The organism is Faecalibacterium sp. An121 (assembly GCF_002160915.1).
GTDB classification, from domain to species: Bacteria; Bacillota; Clostridia; order Oscillospirales; family Ruminococcaceae; genus Faecalibacterium; species Faecalibacterium avium.
The window spans coordinates 51,335-68,674 of sequence record NZ_NFLM01000004.1 but is presented as its reverse complement, the minus strand read 5'-3'; the positions used below and the strand labels follow the sequence as shown (position 1 = coordinate 68,674).

Sequence of the window (17,340 nt, the reverse complement as noted above, 5' to 3'; positions counted from 1 at the left end):
CCAGGAAAGCCCGTGTGCACACAGCACACGGGCTTTTTGGCGCGTCAGAGCAGGGCCAGCAGTTCCTCGGGGATCTTGTGGTCCCTGAAATAGGTCTCCCGGTCCCGCTCGCCGATCTGGCGCAGGATGCGGCAGGGATTGCCCACGGCCACCACGTTGGCGGGCAGATCTTTGGTCACCACACTGCCGGCGCCTACCACCGTGTTGTCTCCGATGGTGATACCGGGCATGACCATCGCGCCTGCCCCCAACCAGCAGTTTTTCCCAATGCGGATGGGCGCATTGTACTGATAGCCCTTTTGGCGCAGGCCGGGCAGGACGGGGTGGCTGGCCGAACACAGGACCACATTGGGGCCAAACATCGTATTGTCCCCCACGTAAATGTGGGTGTCATCCACCATGGTCAGGTTGAAATTGGCATAGACATTTTTGCCGAAGTGGACATGATGGCCTCCGAAGTTGGCGTGGAGAGGAGGCTCGATATAGCATCCTTCGCCCACTTCAGCGAACATCTCCTGCAGCAGGGCCGCACGCAGTTCAGACTGGGTGGGGCGGGTCTGGTTGTATGCATACAGTTTTTCCAAACAGGCGGTCTGTTCCCGGACGATTTCGGGGTCCCCCGGCAGGTACAGTTCCACACAATGCATCTTTTCTTTTTCAGTCATTGGATCGTTCAACCTCCTGAGATCCGCTGCGGCGGTCAGAGGCGCCGCAGTTCTATGCACCTATTATAATGGACAACCGCCGGTTTGACCAGAGCTGACTTTTCTTATGCCATATGCCGCGGAAGTTGAAAGCCTTTCACGCTCTGCAGGCCGCAAAAAGGTCCCGGCCGGACGGCAAAAATGCGCGCGGTCGAGACCTTTTTTGACAGTCGGAAGCCGGCCCGGCGGGCTGGCTCCATCGGTTTTTCAGAGACGGCGGAGACGCTCTGAAAAAGGCGGCGGAACTGCTGGAGGGCACCGACCAGCCCATCACGGATATCTGTATGGCCGTGGGGTTTGGGAGCCCCAGCCATTTTGCATCGCTTTTCCGCCGGGCTTACCGCTGTACGCCCCGGGAATATCGCGCCCGGGCCCGGGAAATACCGCCGGATGGTTGCAAAAACCGTCCGCAGCAGGTATAATATGGCAGTATGTATCAAATGCGGCTCTGTCCGCATAAGCGCGCGGCTGTTCTCCGCGCATAAGGAAAGGATCGAATATGGCATCACTCACCACCTTCCGCCTCCTGAAGCAGGAGCATTCGGCCCGTCGGGGCGAGTTTCGCACGGTACACGGCACCGTCCAGACACCGGCGTTCCAGAATGTCGCCACCGCCGGCGCCATCAAGGGCGGCCTGTCCGCCCATGACCTGAAGCAGATCGGCGCCCAGGTCATGCTCTGCAACACCTACCACCTCCACCTGCGCCCGGGGGACAAGCTGGTGGCAGAGATGGGCGGCCTGCACAAGTTCACCCGCTGGGATGGCCCCATCCTGACCGACAGCGGCGGATTCCAGGTGTTCAGCCTGGCCAAGCTGCGCAAGATCACCGAGGAGGGGGTCACCTTTGCCTCCCATCTGGACGGCCATCGGATCTTTATGGGTCCCGAGGAAAGCATCCGGATCCAGGCCAATCTCGGCTCCACCATCGCCATGGCGTTTGACGAGTGCGTCGAGAACCCGGCCCAGCACGCCTATTCCAAGGCCAGCTGTGACCGCACCGTCCGCTGGCTGGCCCGCTGCCAGGCCGAGATGACCCGCCTGAAACAGGAAGGCAAAGCAGTCAACCCACACCAGCTGCTGTTCGGCATCAACCAGGGCTGCACCTTCCCGGATCTGCGGGTGGAGCATATGAAGCAGATCGCCGAAATGGACCTGGACGGCTACGCCATCGGCGGGCTGGCGGTGGGCGAACCCGCCGAGGTGATGTACGATATCATCAGCAAGGTGGAACCCTATATGCCCAAAGACAAGGTGCGCTATCTGATGGGGGTGGGCACCCCCGGCAACATCATCGAGGCGGTGGCCCGGGGCGTGGACCTGTTTGACTGCGTCATGCCCAGCCGCAACGCCCGCCATGGGCACCTGAACACCTGGGGCGGCATCATCAACATCAAAAACGCCAAGTACGAGAGGGACGAGCGCCCCATCGACCCGGCCTGCGGCTGCCCGGCCTGCCGCAATTATAGCCGGGCCTATATTCGCCACCTGTTCAAGGCGGAGGAGCTGCTGGGGATGCGGCTGGCGGTCATGCACAACCTCTGGTTCTACAACCATCTGATGGAGCGCATCCGGGACGAACTGGACGCCGGCACCTTCACCCAGTTCCATGACCGGTATGTCAAGGTTCTGGATACCCGCATCTGATTTTGCAAGGATTTGCCGTTTTGGCCTTGCATCCTGCCGCATAAACCGGTATAATAACGATAAACGAATTTTGAGAGGAGAATTTTTGGAATGACTGGCACAGAAAGTATGCTCAGCTTGTTTTTTACTCTTGCACTGATGGTGGTCCTGCTCTACTTCATGATCTACCGTCCTCAGAAGAAGCAGGAGAAAAAAGACGCAGCCATGCGCAACAGCCTGGAGATCGGTGATCAGGTGACCACCATCGGCGGTGTCATCGGCCGTGTGGTCGCCATCAAGGACGATACCTTTGTCCTGGAGACCGGCAGCGACCGCGTCAAGATCCGCTTCACCAAGACGGCCATTGGCTCTGTGGAAAAGCTGAACATGGACAACGCCCCTGCATCGGCTTCCAAGTCTGAGAAGGCCAAAAAGTAATCTCCACCCCTTTGCAAACGGTCCCAAGGCATATACAGCGCGCCTTTCTGCATAGAGATAGTGCAGGGAGGCGCGTTTTTATGTCTGCAAAAACCATCCGTCTGTCCGTACTGTTCCATCTGCTGGCCGCTTTGGGGGCCGCTTTGGCCGGGACTGCCGCCTGTGGGGCGGCCCTGGCATCCCTGATGGTTTCCCGGGGGCTTGGTCCGCCGGCTGCCTGGCCTTTTGCCACCGCAGCGGTCTGCGCAGGCAGCCTGCTGGGCGGCTGGGTGCTGGGTCTGCTGCAAAAAAGCCGCGGCCTGCTCTGGGGCGGGCTGCTGGGGCTGCTTTACGGCCTGGTGCTGCTGTGCATCCGGCTGATCAGCGGCAGCGCCCCCGGCCTCGGCCTGCTGCTTCGGCTGCTGTTGCTTTTGTTCTTTGGCGGTGCAGGCGGCTATGCCGGCATCCTGTGCGCCGCCCCCAGACGCCGCCGGTGAGCCCGGGTCCGCCCATGGATCAGAAAACAGTCGGCCGGGCCCCTTGGGCAGCCCGGCTCAGCCAGGAGGACAAGTTCTATGTGGGTCTATCAGGAATCCGTTCCCAACGCTCTGACTGCGCCGTCGGGCGCACTGCCGGCGGCACAGCCTGCCGCCGCGCCCCGGGATACAGCGCCCTTCCGAAAGGAGAGCGCTTCGCCCTCCGGCACCCAGTCCGGGCCGGGGCGGGACGGCTGCCCCGGCGCCGCCAAAGCCGCTGCCCGCAGCAGGACCCTGCCGTGGGACTGCGCCGTGCTGGCGGCCTCCTATCTCTTTGGTACCCTGCTGGCCGGTGTGGTGCTAGCCCGCTGCCAGAGCAGCGAGCAACTGCTGGTGTCGGCCTATCTGGATAGCTGGAAGGGCCTTTTCACCCTGGACGAGCCGGGGGCGGTCTGGCGCCTGTTCGGGGCCGAGTATCTCACCGTGGCGGGGGGCGCCACTGTCCTGCTGCTGTTGGGCCTGTCCGCCTTCGGCCCCTTGATGATCTATCTGTTTGCCATGCTCTTTGGGCTGGGCGCGGGGATCATCGGGCTGGAACTGGTCCTGCAGGCCAGTTGGCAGCCGGCGGTGGCCACCCTGGCCCTGGCCGGACTGCCCACCGCTGCCGCCGTCACCTGCCTGTGCCTGTTTGGCGCATCGGCCCTCCGTGTCAGCGGCCGGCTGCAGCGGGCTGCTTTCGGGGCCAAAAGCGGCACGCACGCCGCCGGGGCCAGGCGGCTGCTGGGACAGTATCTGGCGTTGAACGTGTTTTTCCTGCCGGTCTGCGGGATATCCACCGCCCTGGCCTGCCTTGCCGGGCAGCTGGGACAGATTTGAACACAGCCCCTCTCCCGGGTTTTTGGCCCAGAAGAGGGGCTGTTTGGCTCTGCGCTTGCAGCAATGGTCCGGCCGTGGTATCATAAAGGCAATATCGCTGTTTTTATAAAGCAAATGAAGAGGACCGGACATGAAAGAGCCCAAACTGAAAACCATTTATGTATGCTCCAGCTGCGGCGAGACCAGCCCCCGCTGGATGGGCCGCTGCCCCAGCTGCGGCAGCTGGAACACCATGAGCGAAGACGTCGTGGCCGAGGCGCCCAAAACGGGGACCCCCGCCGGCAAAGCCCCACCGCGGCAGGAGGGAGTCACCAGCCTGACCGCCCGGCGGCTGGCCGATATCAGCACCACCGAGGAAAAGAGCCGCATCATCACCGGCATCACCGAGCTGGACCGGGTGCTGGGAGGCGGCATCGTGCTGGGCGGGGTCGTCCTGCTCAGCGGCGAACCGGGGGTGGGCAAGTCCACCATGCTGCTCCAGCTCTGCGGGGCTATCTCGGACCGCTACACGGTGCTGTATATCACAGGAGAGGAATCGGTGCGCCAGGTCAAGCTGCGGGCAGCCCGTCTGAACATCCCCCAGCAGAACATCTACCTGGCTGCCGAGAACGATGTGGATGAGATCTGCGGCCTGATCGAGAAAGAGCGTCCCGATCTGGTGGTGATCGACTCCATCCAGACCATGCGCTGCGCCGATATCTCCTCGTCGGCAGGCACCGTCAGCCAGGTGAAGGAGAGCACCGCACGGCTGCTGGCGGTGGCCAAAAAGCAGGAGATCCCGCTTTTCCTGGTGGGCCATGTGAATAAGGATGGCGGCATTGCCGGCCCCAAGGTGATGGAGCACATCGTGGATACCGTCCTCTATTTTGAGGGGGACAAGATGCTGCCCTACCGCATCCTGCGGGCAGCCAAAAACCGCTACGGCTCCACCAATGAGATCGGCATGTTCGACATGACCGGCAAGGGCCTGACCGAAATCGCCAACCCTTCCCAGATGCTGCTGGAGGGACGGCCTCTGGGGGTGTCGGGCAACTGCGTAGCCTGCACCATAGAGGGCACCCGCCCCATCCTCAGTGAGATCCAGGCCCTGGCCGCCAAAACCACCTTTCCATCGCCCCGGCGGGCCTGTACCGGCTACGACTACAACCGGGTCAGCTTGCTGCTGGCTGTACTGGAGCGCCGGGCTGGGTATTTCTTTGGCAATCTGGACGTCTATGTCAATATCGTCGGCGGCATCGCCCTGCGGGACACCTCCTGTGACCTGGCCGTCTGCCTGAGTATGATCTCGTCCCTGCTGGACAGGCCGGTCAGCGACAAGCTGATCGCCATCGGTGAAGTGGGACTGGGGGGCGAGGTTCGCAGTGTGCCCAACATCGAGCAGCGTCTGCGGGAGGCAGAGCGGATCGGGTTTGAACAGGCCATCATCCCCAAGCCAAGCCTCCGCCACATCGACCCGGCAGACTATCCGGGGCTGCAGCTCCTTGGCGCCGCCTATGTCGCGGACGCCATCGCTGTTTTGAAGGCGGGGTGACCGGTAGGGAATGGCGATCGATTACAGGACCATGGCCGCTGAGGAGATCGACTTCCCGGCGGGCAGCTTTGATGTGGTCACGGCCTGCCAGTGCTTTTGGTATTTCGACCACGCCAGACTGATGCCCAGGCTCTGCCGTGTCCTCAGGCCGGGAGGCCGCCTTCTGCTGCTGTATATGGCATGGCTGCCCTCGGAAGATCTCATCGCAGAGGCGAGCGAAAAACTGGTTCTGCAATACAATCCCCAGTGGAGCGGTGCAGGGGAGACCGTCCGCCCCATCCCGATCCCTGCGTGCTATCGGGATGCATTTGATCTGATCAGCCACGAGGAATACAGGCTCCGCCTGCCCTTTACCCGGGAAAGCTGGCATGGACGGATGAGATCCTGCCGCGGTGTGGGCGCATCCCTGTCCGCCGAGGCCGTTGCGCAGTGGGAAAAGGAGCATCTGGCGCTGCTTGCCCAAATCGCCCCCGCGTCCTTTGAAGTGCAGCACTATGCGGCCATGGCCGAGCTGCGAAAAAAAGACGGATAAACGGCGCGCAGACGTCAAACAAAGGAGAAACAGTATATGACACAAGCCATTTTGTATATCCATGGCCAGGGCGGCAACCCGCAGGAAGCGGAGCAATACCGGGCCATCTGCCCTGACTTGGACCTGATCGGGGTGGAATATCCCCAGCAATACCCATGGGACGCCCTGCCTGTCATCCAGGCTGCTTATGAGGAAGCCAGCCGCACACACAGCCAAATCTGGCTGCTTGCCAACAGCATGGGGGCCTATTTTGGGATGCTGGCGCTGCAAGACCGTCCCATCGAAAAAGCACTGCTGATTTCACCGGTCCTGGATATGGAGCGTCTGATTCTGGATATGATGTCTTGGGCTGGCGTATCTGAGGCGGAATTGCAGGCCCGCGGGGAAATCGCCACCAGTTTTGGCCAGACACTTTCCTGGAAGTACCTTGTCTATGTGCGGGAACATCCCATCCAGTGGAATGTCCCCACCGAGATCCTCTACGGAGAAAAGGATGAACTTATTTCCCGCCAGACGGTAGACCGGTTTGTCGCCAGCCATCCATGTACAGAGCTCACCATGATGCAGGGTGGAGAACACTGGTTTCACACCGAGCCGCAGCTGGCCTTTTTGAACCGCTGGCTGGCAAAAGCTGTGAGTCACGCACTGGACATCTTTCAAAAGCGGGCGGACTGACGCCCGGGAGGAACGACAATGGATCATCTGAAGATCGCCCTGCTGCAGATCGCGCCCGGCGGGACACAGGAAGCAAACCTGCAAAAAGGGCTGGACGCCTGCCGGAAGGCCAGGGAAAAGGGAGCGGACATCGCTCTCTTTCCGGAAATGTGGAGCAACGGCTATGGCATCGACGGGCTGCCTGCCAGCCAATGGACAGCGCAGGCCGTCCCGGCGGATGGCCGTTTTGTACAGGCTTTTGGCGCCCTGGCAAACGAACTGGATATGGCCATCGGGATCACTTTTTTGGAGGCGTATCCCGGCGGCCCGCGCAACAGTCTGGCTCTCTTTGACCGGCAAGGCCGGCGCAGGCTGCTCTATGCCAAGGTGCACACCTGTGATTTCGGCCCGGAACGCGCGCTGACAGCCGGGGAAGGGTTTGCAGTGACGGTCCTTGACACGGCTTGCGGACCGGTGCAGGTCGGGGCCATGATCTGTTACGACAGGGAATTTCCCGAAAGCGCCAGGCTGCTGATGCTGCAGGGCGCCGAGCTGATCCTGGTACCCAACGCCTGCCCGATGGAGATCAACCGCCTGGCACAGCTGCGAGCCAGGGCCTTTGAAAATATGGCGGCCATCGCCACCTGCAACTATCCCGCCGGCGTGCCTGACTGCAACGGCGGCTCCACCGTGTTTGACGGGGTGGCCTATACCGCCGATACAGAGGGCTCCCGCGATACCTGTATTTTGCAGGCAGGGGAGGAAGAAGGGATCTTTGTGGCCAGCCTGGATCTGGAGCAGCTGCGCCGCTACCGTCAGAGCGAGGTGCACGGCAACGCCTACCGGCGGCCGGAAAAATACGGTCTGCTGACCGATACGGCGATCCATGCGCCCTTTATCCGCGCGGACCGCCGCCCATAAAAGGGAAGGAGACGATATGTCGATCTATCTGGACGAAAAGAATCCATCCAGGCACAAGCCCTTTCAGGATGCATCGCCGGACATTGTAGACTATGTGCGGTATCTGGAAGTGATCGCAGGCAAGAGCGCCAACACCGCTTTCAACTACTACTGCGACCTGCGCAATTTCAGCCGGTTTATGAAGCAGCGCCGGGGCCTTGTGCCGGAGGATGCCGAAATGAAGGACATCGACCCCAAAGGGCTGGACACCGCCTTTTGGGGCAGCGTGAGCAAAGAGGATATCTACGAGTATCTGTATTTCCTCAACCAGACCTGCGGCAACAAAAAGTCCTCCACCGCCCGGCGGCTGGCCAGCCTTCACGGCTTTTACGACTACATGGTCAACCACGCAAGCCGCCTGGAACAGGACCCAACTGCGGCGGTCAGCCCGCCCAAGCTGGACAAGGTCCTGCCCAAGTATCTGACCGCCGACCAGGCCCGGGCCCTGCTGAAGGCCACCCGGACTTCCAGCGATTTTCCCGAGCGCGATTACTGCATGGCCGTGCTGTTTTTGAACTGCGGGATGCGCCTGTCTGAGCTGGTGGGCATGAACATGGAGGACGTCGACCTTGCCGGACGGCAGATCCGGCTGTTTGGCAAGGGCCACAAAGAGCGGATGGTCTATCTGAACGACGCCTGTGTGGAGGCGCTGGACCTCTACCTGCAAAAGCGGGGCTGCGTCGAAGGTCTGTCTCCCAAAGAGCCGGCGGTCTTTATCACCAAACGGCGCAAAGACCGGATCTCCAACCGGCGGGTGGAGCAGCTCATCACCGGCGCCATGAAGGCCGCCGGCCTGAAAGGGTTTTCCACCCATAAACTGCGCCACACCGCCGCCACCCTGATGTATCAGACCGGGAACGTAGATGTTCTCACCCTCAAGGAACTGCTAGGGCACAGCAATGTGGGCACCACCCAGATCTATACCCATCTGCAGGACGCCCAGGTGCGGGCGGCCATCGAGGCGAACCCGCTGGGGGCGGCCCAGGGCAGGCCCGGCGCCGGCTCGCCGAGCACACCGGCCGCAGAACCGGATATCCCCGCCGAAGAAGGGGAGAGCGCCGCAGCCGGGGAAGCGCTGCCCGACATTTTGCCCTCCCTGGCGGAGGATTTTGACCCGGAAAGCTGACCTGCCCGCCCTTCTGTTGACAGGGCGGAGGGGTTTTGCTATAATGCAGTCAAAGATTAACAATTAAACAAAATGTTAATCAATATGTTCTGCGATCCAAGGAGGTACAATATCATGGAACAGCTCCAGACCGTCCCCTTCGGCAGCGTTGCCGGTATGCTCTTTTCGATGCTCATATCCTTTCTTGTGCCGCTGGGGCTGGCGGCAGCCCTCTGGCGCAAAGAAAAAGCCAGCTGGTTCAGCTACGCGGCAGGTATGACGGTGTTCATCCTGTTTGCTATGTTCCTGGAATCCATGGCACACGCCGTCATTTTGACCGCCACCGGCAGTCTCATCACCGGCAATCTGCTGCTGTACGCCCTCTATGGGGGCCTGATGGCCGCCGCTTTTGAGGAGTGCGGGCGGCTTGTGGCCATGCGCTTTGTCCTGCGCCGCCACCAGACCAAGCAGAACGCCCTGATGTACGGCGTGGGCCATGGAGGCACCGAAGCCATGCTGATCCTGGGCCTGACTTCACTGAACAACTTCATCAATTCCACCATGATCAACAGCGGCACGATGGAGGGAACGCTGTCCTCTCTGGACGACGCCACCCGTCAGATGGTGTCCCAGAGCTTCATTGCCCTGTGGGAGACTCCCTCTTATCTCTTCTTTGTGGCCGGTTATGAGCGGCTGGTCACCATGGCTTTGCACATCGCCCTGTCGGTGCTGGTCTACCGTGCGGTAAAGGACAAAACCGCACGCTGGTTCTGGGCTGCCTTTGGCGCCCATTTTGCAGTGGACTTTGTGGCCGTACTGCTGTCCGGCGTGTCGGTGATTCTCACCGAGGCGGTGTTCACCGTTATAACGGCCGGTGTGGTGTGGTATGCCGCCAAAGCCTACCGGGAAGCCGCTGAGTGACGGCAAGGAGGGTCCATGATGGAAGAAACAAAATGGGTGAACGGCAAACCCTACCAGATCCTCAAGCTGCTGGGCAAAGGCAAGGGCGGCTATTCCTACCTGGCCCAGGCAGAAGGCGGATTGGTGGTGGTCAAGCAGATCCACCACGAGCCCTGCGATTACTACCAGTTTGGGGACAAGATGGCGGCCGAACTGCACGACTATCAAAAGCTGCAAAAAATCGGCATCTCCATGCCCAGGCTGCTGGACGCAGACCGGCAGGCCGAGTGTCTGGTCAAAGAATACATCCGGGGCGACACGGTCTATCAGCTGGTTTTGCAGGACCGCCTGCCGCCCGCCTGTCTGGAACAGGTACAGGCCATGTGCAGGCTCCTCTACCAGGCAAATACCAACATCGACTATTTTCCCACCAATTTCATCCTGCAGGATGGGGTCCTCTATTATGTGGACTATGAGTGCAACAACTATATGCCGGAATGGAACTTTGAAAACTGGGGCATCCAATACTGGTCCAAAACACCCGCGCTTTTGCAGTATGCCGCAGAACATCCGTGAGGTCGTATGCTATGGAGATCCGCAAACTGACGCCCGACGAGCTGTCATCCGCCCTGGACCTGATCTGGGAGACCTTTCTGCAATTTGAAGCGCCCGATTACGCCGCAGAGGGGGTGCAATCCTTCAAGGCTTTCCTGGACGACCGCAGCACGATCGCCACGCTGGAGTTTTTCGGCGCCCTGGACGAAGGAGAGCTGCTGGGGGTCCTTGCCGTCAACCAGGGCCGCAGGCATATCTGCTGCTTTTTTGTCCGCGCCCAGCAGCAAAAGCAGGGGATAGGCAGAAAGCTGTGGGAATACCTGCTCGCAAACAGCCGGGAGGAATGCTTCACCGTGCATTCCTCGCCCTATGCCGTCCCGGTGTATCATAAGCTGGGCTTTGTGGACACCGGCACAGAACAGGTGTCGGACGGCATCCGCTATACGCCCATGAAGTATACAAGATAAAGAAAGGAACGATTCCTATGGTTTCCATCTGCGGTTCGGATTGCTGTGCAGTCTGCCCCAGGCTGGCCGACTGCGGCGGCTGCCAAAAAACAGACGGTCACCCCTTTGGCGGGGAATGTGTCGCCGCACAGTGCATCACAAGCGCCGGTCATGAAGGCTTTTCAGCCATGAAAGAGTCGATGGCCGAAGCGTTCAACAGCCTTGCCATACCGGGGCTGCGTGTGGATGATTTGAATTTGCTGAACGGTTTTTATGTCAACCTGGAGTACCATCTGCCCAACGGGCAGTCCGTCAAGCTGCTGGAAGACAACGGAGGATGGTTATGAGATATTCCCATACCTGCCCCAAATGCGGCAGCCGCGATATTATCACCGTACCGGGCAAAGCGGGCGCCTATGGCTCAGGCAACTACATCCCGCTGGGCATGACCATTTTTTCTACCGCGCCAGTGTACCGGTATGTCTGCTGTGGCTGCGGTTATACGGAAGAATGGATCGACCGCGAGGACATCCGAAAGGTCAAAGCGCACTACGGCGGAGAGTCCGAATCCTGAGAAATGGAACCCTTTGACGGCGCGCTGCATATACTGTCTGACACCGGACATTTCCTATGATAACAAGAAAGGCGACGATATGATAACTTCCAAACTGAAAACCGCACTGGCTGCGGATCTGCGCCAGGTCTGGGATCTGGTCACCGATGTGGGCCGGTATCCCCAATGGCGCAGCGATCTGGACCGGGTAGAGGTGCTGAATCGGACTGTGTTTATGGAGTATGCCAGGGACGGTGCAGTTACAAAATTCACAGTCACAAGGGTAGACCCCTATGCCCGCTGGGAATTTGATATGGAGAGCAGCCACATGACCGGCCACTGGACCGGTGTGTTCCGGCAGCGCGGCGCTGGTACCGTCATCGACTTCACCGAGCAGGTCACGGCAAAAAAGCTGTGGATGAAGCCCTTTGTCAAGCTGTATTTGAAACGGCACCAAACGCAGTTTGCGGCAGACCTGCGCAAGGCGCTGGAAAGGTAGCACAAATATGCAGATCGAGCGCATCCATGACTATACGGACAACCGCTTTCCGCAGGAAGTCTTATGGGAACACGGCGCCTTTTTGATCGATGGTGCGATGCCTTGTGCCTTCAAAATTTGCGGTCCAAACGCTGCGTCTGTGTTCTTTGACGATGATACGAATATTTCTGAAATCATTGACGTGTTTCGCGACTATGCGGAGCATATCACCGTGTTTTACAATGCAGATGGACGGATCATCGCAGAATATCCGCCGGTGCTGCTGCAACGTGCAAGCCTTCAGAGCATCCAGCCGTCCCAATTCTTTGTAGATATCGACAAGGTAGAGGCAGTCTCACATTTTATACGAAATAGTGATGACGTGATCGTCCCGGTGGTTCGAGATCCCCAAAGCGGCCGTTGGGTGTCGCTGGACGGCCACAGCCGGATGTATGCAGCGGCGGTGCAGGGCTGGCAGACGGTACAGGTCTATGAAAGCAAGACGGGCGCGTACATTTGGGACTTTGCAAAGGAAGCCCAGCGCAGAGGTGTCTGGAGCCCCAAAGACATTCTGCCGCTGCAGCATCAGGATTATCAAGAACAATGGTTCGGGTTTTGCAGCGACTACTTTGCAAGGAATCCTTAACTTTACAGCACGGCGCTGGCAGGCGTGGACAAACAAAACCAAACAGGATCCAAAGCTCAAAGACAAACTCCCGGATAGAATAACCGGGAGTTTTTTCGTTGATCGAAAAACAAGCAAATTTGGAACATAAAATGCAGATCCATGCAGCCGTACCAAAACCAGGCCCAGCGGGTCCGGAAACCGCCGGAACCGGCCAAAAGGCCCAAAAGTGGCTGAAAAGGGCTTTTTCGCTTCCCTATTTTTCGTATAACGTGCATTATACGAAATATATACATAGGCAAAAAAGCCTCTCCTCTCTTTGTCCATCCGCCCGGGATTTTGCGCCGCGGCCTGTGCTGCGGCCAATATAAAACGCATCCCCTCACCTGTGCCCCGCACAGATGTAAGGATGCGTTGTTCATGATCTTATCTTTTTTCCAAAAGCTCGCAGCGCATCAGCGCAAGTCGCAGATGGCCCCGTAGCACGCAGGCCGGCGGTCCCGGAACAGCCCCCATTCCATACGGGCCTGCCGGATGGCCGCAAAGTCATAGCTGGCAGTCAGCACTTCATCCTGATCCCGGCCAGCCTGTGCCACCACAGCCCCCGTCTCGTCGGTCAGGAAGCTGGTGCCATAAAACCGCAGCGCGCTGTGCTGGCCGCCGTTTTCCCTGCACGGCACCACAACTTCGGTGCCATAGCGATTTGCAGCCGCCACCGGGATCACATTGGCCGCCGCATGGCCCTGCATGGTGCGCTGCCAGTGGCCTGCGCTGTCCACATCCAGGATGGGTTCGCTGCCGATCGCTGTTGGATACAAGATGACGTCCGCCCCGGCCAGAGCCAGGCAGCGGGCCGTCTCCGGGAACCACTGGTCCCAGCAGATGCCCACGCCTACCCTGCCGTACCGGGTATCAAACACCTTGAAGCCGGTGTTGCCGGGCGTGAAATAAAACTTCTCCTGATAGTAGTGGTCATCCGGGATATGGGTCTTGCGGTAAACTCCCAGGATACTGCCGTCCGCATCGATCATGGCGACGCTGTTGAACAGCCTGGTGCCGTCCTTTTCATAAAAGCTGACAGGAACCACCAGATCCAGCTCCTGGCACACCTGAGAAAAGCGCTGCACCGCAGGATTTTCCGAAACAGGCAGTGCGTAGTCGTAGTATTCGTACCTGCGCTCCTGGCAGAAGTACGGGCGTTCGAACAGCTCCGGCAGCAGGACGATCTGAGCGCCCTGGGCGGCGGCCTGCCGCACCAGTTCCTCGGCGCGGGCCAGATTTTCGGCCGGGTCGGCGGCACAGGTCATCTGGATGGCCGCAACAATGGTCTGAGGCATCGCATTCCCCTCCTTACAATGACAGCGGTATCTGCTGGGTGATGCAGTGGATATTGCCTCCGCCCTGCAGGATCTCCCGGGCGGGCAGGCCGATCACCTGGCGGTCCGGGCACAGCTCTTGCAGGATGGCGCAGGCCCGGGCATCGCTGGCGGCGTTCTCGCCCCCAAACTGCGGCACCAGCACAGCATCGTTGGTAAAATAGAAATTGACATAGCTGGCAGCCAGGCGCTCCCCCGGCTCCCGGGTATCCTCTCCCGGCTCAAAGGCATAGGAGCTGCAATCCTCCTCGCTGCACAGGATGGGATGATCCGGGATGGGCAGCTTGTGCACGGTCAGCCGCCTTCCCCTGGCATCGGTGACGCTTTGCAGGTAGTCCAGATCAGCCGCCGAAAGCGCATACTGCGGGTCGGACGGGTCATCGGTCCAGGCCAGCACCACCTGGGCAGGCCCTACAAAGGCGCAGACATTGTCCACATGCTCGTTCGTCTCATCGTTGTAGATGCCGCGGGGAAGCCAGAGTACCTTTTCCACCCCCAGCCGCCGGCAGAGCTCCGCTTCGATCTCCTGCCGGCTCATGGCGGGGTTGCGCCCCGCCGAAAGCAGGCAGCTCTCGGTCACGAGGGCCGTCCCCTCTCCATCGGTGTGGATGCTGCCCCCTTCCAGGACAAAAGGCGCGGCATCCTCACAGGGCAGGCCAACCGCCTCGCAGAAGGCACGGGCCACAGCGTCGTCTTTGCGCCAATCCGCATAAAGGCCGTCCACCGTGCCGCCCCAGGCGTTGAAACTCCAGCTGATTCCTTTGATGCTGTCCCCCTCCTTGACAAAGGTGGGACCGACATCCCGGGCCCAGGCGTCATCCGAATCGATGCAGAGCAGGTGCACCCGGTCCAGGCGGGCCACTGCCGCCTGCGCCTCCCTGAAATGGTCGGGGCCGGCCAGCAGGTAGAGTTCCTCGCTGCGGGTGATCGCCTCGAACACCCGGACAAAGGCTGCCTGTGCGGCGCGGGGATCTTTTCCCCAGCTGCCGGGACGGACCGGCCAGATCATCAGGGTGCCCCGGTGGGGCGCATATTCAGCCGGCATTTTGTACATGGGCAAACTCCTCTTTCGGGCTGTCAGGACAGCCGCATCTTGAAATCTTGATAATCAAAGTGGCGCACCACCTCACAGCTGCCGTCCGGATGCCGCAGGGCGATATCCGGCAGAGGCATACCGTTGAAGGTGTTGTTCTTGACCATGGAATAGATCGCCATATCGCCAAACACAAGCCGGTCTCCCACCTTTGGGCAGACATCAAAGCTGTATTCACCGATCACGTCCCCGGCCAGGCAGGTGCGCGAGCCAAGGCGGCAGGTGCAGGGCTTTTCACCCGGCAGCCCCGCGCCGTACAGGGGCGGACGGTAAGGCATCTCCAGCACATCGGGCATATGGCAGGCGGCCGAAGTGTCCAGGATCAGCACCGGCATATCGGCTGCCTGGACCACGTCCAGCACGGTGGTAATCAGGGTGCCAGCCTGGAGGGCGATGGCCTCCCCCGGCTCCAGATAGACCGCAAGGTCGTATTTTTCCCGGATCGAGCGGATCAGATCCTCCAGGGCCGCGATGTCATACCCCGGCCGGGTGATGTGATGCCCGCCGCCCAGGTTCAGCCATTTGAGACCGGGCAGATAGCTGCCAAAGCTCTTTTCAAACGCGGCAAAGGTCTCCACCAGCGGAGCGGCATCCTGTTCGCACAGGGTATGGAAGTGCAGCCCCTCCACCCCTTGCGGCAGGGTGTCGGGCAGATCCTGCCTGCGGATGCCCAGACGGCTGCCCGGCGCACAGGGGTCATAGATGGCATGGCCTTCCTGGGTGGAGTGTTCGGGGTTGACCCGCAGCCCCACGCTGACCCCCGCCGCCTGCCAGGCCGGGCGGTGTGCCTCCAGCTGCGCGATGGAATTGAAGCTGATGTGGTCGCAGATCCGAACGATCCGGGCCATTTCCTCCGGCGTAAAGGCCGGGCTGAAAACATGGTTTTCCTTGCCGGGCATTTCCTCATAGGCCAGCTGCGCTTCGAACAGGCCGCTGGCAGTGGCGCCCGCCAGATACTGTCCGATCAGCGGGTAGACCCGAAACATGGAAAACGCCTTTTGGGCCAGCAGGATGCGGCAGCCGGTGCGCTGCTGCACCCCGGCCAGGATCTCCAGATTGCGGCGCAGCGCGTTTTCATCCACCACATATACCGGGGTGCGCAGCCCCGGCTCGGTGCAATTCTGGCGGTCCATCACTCCACCGTGGCGGGATGCTCATCCACCACCCAGGGCAGGCCGTACTGGTTCAGCATCTCCATGAAGGGATCGGGATCCATCTCCTCCAGGTTGTAGACGCCGGGCTTGCGCCACTGGCCATTGGCCACCAGAGCGGTGCCGATCATAGCGGGCACGCCGGTGGTATAGCTGATGGCCTGGCTGCCCAGCTCCTTGTAGCACTCCTGATGGTCGCAGACGTTGTAGATATAGATGGTACGCTCTTTGCCATCCTTGACGCCGGTGTAGATGCAGCCGATGTTGGTCTTGCCCACCGTACGGGGCCCCAGCGAAGCGGGATCGGGCAGCAGCGCCTTGAGGAACTGGATGGGTACGATCTCATGCCCCTCAAAGTTGATGGGGCTGGTGGACAGCATACCCACGTTTTCCAGACACTTCATGTGGGTCAGATAGCTCTGGCCGAAGGTCATGAAGAAGCGGATCCGCTTGACGCCGGGGATATTCTTGGCAAGGCTCTCGATCTCCTCGTGATGCAGCAGGTACATATCCTTTTTGCCCACCTGGGGGAAATCGTACTCCCGCTTGATCTCCATGGGCTTGGTCTCCACCCAGTGGCCGTCTTCCCAGTAGCTGCCGTTGGCCGACACCTCACGCAGGTTGATCTCGGGGTTGAAGTTGGTGGCGAAGGGATAGCCGTGGTCGCCGCCGTTGCAGTCCAGGATATCGATGGTGTGGATCTCGTCAAAGTAGTGCTTGAGGGCATAGGCGCTGAAGACGCTGGTGACGCCCGGATCAAAGCCGGAACCCAGGATGGCGGTCAGGCCGGCCTCCTCAAACTTTTTCTTGTAAGCCCACTGCCAGCTGTAATCAAAGTAGGCGGTGAAGCCTTCCTCCTTGCAGCGCTTTTCGTAGATAGCGCGCCAGGCGGGATCGTCGGTATCCTCGGGCTCATAGTTGGCGGTGTCGATGTAGTGCACACCGCAGGCCAAGCAGGCGTCCATGATGGCCAGATCCTGGTAAGGCAGGGCTACGTTCAGCACCAGGTCGGGCTGGTACGCGTTGATCGCCCGCTTGATGTCCTCCACATCGTCGGCATTGACGGTCATGGTGGTGATCTTCACCGGGGTGCCGGCGGCCTCCAGCTTGGCCTTCAGTGCATCGCACTTGGAAACCGTGCGGCTGGCAATGCACAGTTCGGGGAAAGTCTCGAAATTCTGGCAGCACTTCTGGATCGCCACCGAGGCGACGCCGCCGCAGCCAATGACAAGCAGTTTGCTCATAGTTGATCTCCTTTCATCCTCAAACGCCAGGGTCAGGCCC

22 protein-coding genes are annotated in these 17,340 nt (G+C 60.2%); 17 read left to right on the top strand and 5 right to left on the bottom strand.

The genetic code is table 11. From position 1 onward, the window contains the following. Nucleotides 1-44: 44 nt before the first annotated feature. Nucleotides 45-665 (bottom strand): sugar O-acetyltransferase, encoded by a 621-nt coding sequence (locus B5E66_RS03240; RefSeq protein WP_087228601.1) that lies wholly within the window; start codon nucleotides 663-665, stop codon nucleotides 45-47. Nucleotides 666-931: 266 nt separating this feature from the next. Here B5E66_RS03240 and B5E66_RS13585 point away from each other — a divergent pair, with 266 nt between their 5' ends. The 17 genes from B5E66_RS13585 to B5E66_RS03155 all read left to right on the top strand — a co-directional run bounded on the left by B5E66_RS13585 (nucleotide 932) and on the right by B5E66_RS03155 (nucleotide 12,457). Further along, nucleotides 932-1,126: a helix-turn-helix transcriptional regulator gene (locus B5E66_RS13585; protein WP_087228599.1), complete on the top strand. Its 195-nt coding sequence runs from the start codon at nucleotides 932-934 to the stop codon at nucleotides 1,124-1,126. Between the two features lie 77 nt (nucleotides 1,127-1,203). Beyond that, entirely contained in the window at nucleotides 1,204-2,349 is a 1,146-nt protein-coding gene (gene tgt / locus B5E66_RS03230) for a tRNA guanosine(34) transglycosylase Tgt (RefSeq protein ID WP_087228597.1), read from the top strand. A 90-nt stretch (nucleotides 2,350-2,439) separates the two neighbouring features. Beyond that, nucleotides 2,440-2,766: a preprotein translocase subunit YajC gene (yajC, locus tag B5E66_RS03225; protein WP_087228594.1), complete on the top strand. Its 327-nt coding sequence runs from the start codon at nucleotides 2,440-2,442 to the stop codon at nucleotides 2,764-2,766. Between the two features lie 80 nt (nucleotides 2,767-2,846). Further along, a complete protein-coding gene (locus B5E66_RS03220; RefSeq protein ID WP_087228592.1) occupies nucleotides 2,847-3,242 on the top strand; it encodes a TIGR04086 family membrane protein in 396 nt (131 codons plus the stop codon). 78 nt (nucleotides 3,243-3,320) lie between these two features. Further along, nucleotides 3,321-4,097, top strand: coding sequence for a hypothetical protein (locus B5E66_RS03215; protein ID WP_087228590.1), 777 nt, complete (start codon nucleotides 3,321-3,323; stop codon nucleotides 4,095-4,097). Between the two features lie 196 nt (nucleotides 4,098-4,293). After that, nucleotides 4,294-5,628, top strand: coding sequence for a DNA repair protein RadA (radA, locus tag B5E66_RS03210; RefSeq protein ID WP_242958073.1), 1,335 nt, complete (start codon nucleotides 4,294-4,296; stop codon nucleotides 5,626-5,628). A 10-nt stretch (nucleotides 5,629-5,638) separates the two neighbouring features. Continuing rightward, nucleotides 5,639-6,160, top strand: a complete 522-nt coding sequence (locus B5E66_RS03205) for a class I SAM-dependent methyltransferase (protein ID WP_087228586.1) — start codon at nucleotides 5,639-5,641, stop codon at nucleotides 6,158-6,160. A gap of 36 nt (nucleotides 6,161-6,196) precedes the next feature. Beyond that, nucleotides 6,197-6,835 carry an alpha/beta hydrolase gene (locus B5E66_RS03200; RefSeq protein WP_087228584.1) on the top strand — a complete coding sequence of 213 codons (639 nt, stop codon included), beginning with the start codon at nucleotides 6,197-6,199 and terminating at the stop codon, nucleotides 6,833-6,835. Between the two features lie 18 nt (nucleotides 6,836-6,853). Next, entirely contained in the window at nucleotides 6,854-7,735 is an 882-nt protein-coding gene (locus B5E66_RS03195; RefSeq protein WP_087228582.1) for a carbon-nitrogen hydrolase family protein, read from the top strand. 16 nt (nucleotides 7,736-7,751) lie between these two features. Further along, nucleotides 7,752-8,900, top strand: a complete 1,149-nt coding sequence (locus B5E66_RS03190) for a tyrosine-type recombinase/integrase (RefSeq protein ID WP_087228580.1) — start codon at nucleotides 7,752-7,754, stop codon at nucleotides 8,898-8,900. A 114-nt stretch (nucleotides 8,901-9,014) separates the two neighbouring features. Then, complete coding sequence (locus B5E66_RS03185) at nucleotides 9,015-9,800, top strand: YhfC family intramembrane metalloprotease (RefSeq protein WP_158098313.1); 786 nt, start codon at nucleotides 9,015-9,017, stop codon at nucleotides 9,798-9,800. A 15-nt stretch (nucleotides 9,801-9,815) separates the two neighbouring features. Next, complete coding sequence (locus tag B5E66_RS03180) at nucleotides 9,816-10,355, top strand: hypothetical protein (protein ID WP_342394991.1); 540 nt, start codon at nucleotides 9,816-9,818, stop codon at nucleotides 10,353-10,355. A gap of 11 nt (nucleotides 10,356-10,366) precedes the next feature. Beyond that, nucleotides 10,367-10,801, top strand: coding sequence for a GNAT family N-acetyltransferase (locus B5E66_RS03175; protein ID WP_087228574.1), 435 nt, complete (start codon nucleotides 10,367-10,369; stop codon nucleotides 10,799-10,801). 17 nt (nucleotides 10,802-10,818) lie between these two features. Further along, nucleotides 10,819-11,127, top strand: coding sequence for a hypothetical protein (locus tag B5E66_RS13215; RefSeq protein ID WP_087228572.1), 309 nt, complete (start codon nucleotides 10,819-10,821; stop codon nucleotides 11,125-11,127). Further along, nucleotides 11,124-11,354 carry a hypothetical protein gene (locus B5E66_RS03165; RefSeq protein WP_087228570.1) on the top strand — a complete coding sequence of 77 codons (231 nt, stop codon included), beginning with the start codon at nucleotides 11,124-11,126 and terminating at the stop codon, nucleotides 11,352-11,354. Before B5E66_RS13215 ends, B5E66_RS03165 begins: the two co-directional genes overlap by 4 nt. A gap of 79 nt (nucleotides 11,355-11,433) precedes the next feature. Then, a complete protein-coding gene (locus B5E66_RS03160) occupies nucleotides 11,434-11,832 on the top strand; it encodes an SRPBCC family protein (RefSeq protein WP_087228568.1) in 399 nt (132 codons plus the stop codon). Between the two features lie 7 nt (nucleotides 11,833-11,839). Then, nucleotides 11,840-12,457, top strand: a complete 618-nt coding sequence (locus B5E66_RS03155) for a hypothetical protein (protein ID WP_087228566.1) — start codon at nucleotides 11,840-11,842, stop codon at nucleotides 12,455-12,457. A 434-nt stretch (nucleotides 12,458-12,891) separates the two neighbouring features. Here B5E66_RS03155 and aguB read toward each other — a convergent pair whose 3' ends face one another. Genes aguB through B5E66_RS03135 form a run of 4 tightly spaced genes read right to left on the bottom strand, consistent with a single transcriptional unit; the run spans nucleotide 12,892 to nucleotide 17,300 of the window. Beyond that, the gene (aguB, locus tag B5E66_RS03150; protein WP_087228564.1) at nucleotides 12,892-13,773 is read right to left on the bottom strand and encodes an N-carbamoylputrescine amidase; all 882 of its coding nucleotides are present in this window, start codon (nucleotides 13,771-13,773) and stop codon (nucleotides 12,892-12,894) included. A gap of 13 nt (nucleotides 13,774-13,786) precedes the next feature. Then, on the bottom strand, nucleotides 13,787-14,866 hold the full coding sequence (aguA, locus tag B5E66_RS03145) for an agmatine deiminase (RefSeq protein WP_087228562.1): 1,080 nt from the start codon (nucleotides 14,864-14,866) through the stop codon (nucleotides 13,787-13,789). 23 nt (nucleotides 14,867-14,889) lie between these two features. After that, nucleotides 14,890-16,038, bottom strand: a complete 1,149-nt coding sequence (nspC, locus tag B5E66_RS03140; RefSeq protein WP_087228560.1) for a carboxynorspermidine decarboxylase — start codon at nucleotides 16,036-16,038, stop codon at nucleotides 14,890-14,892. Next, the gene (locus tag B5E66_RS03135) at nucleotides 16,038-17,300 is read right to left on the bottom strand and encodes a saccharopine dehydrogenase family protein (protein WP_087228558.1); all 1,263 of its coding nucleotides are present in this window, start codon (nucleotides 17,298-17,300) and stop codon (nucleotides 16,038-16,040) included. The genes nspC and B5E66_RS03135 overlap by 1 nt, the downstream gene beginning before the upstream one ends. Nucleotides 17,301-17,340 lie beyond the last annotated feature (40 nt).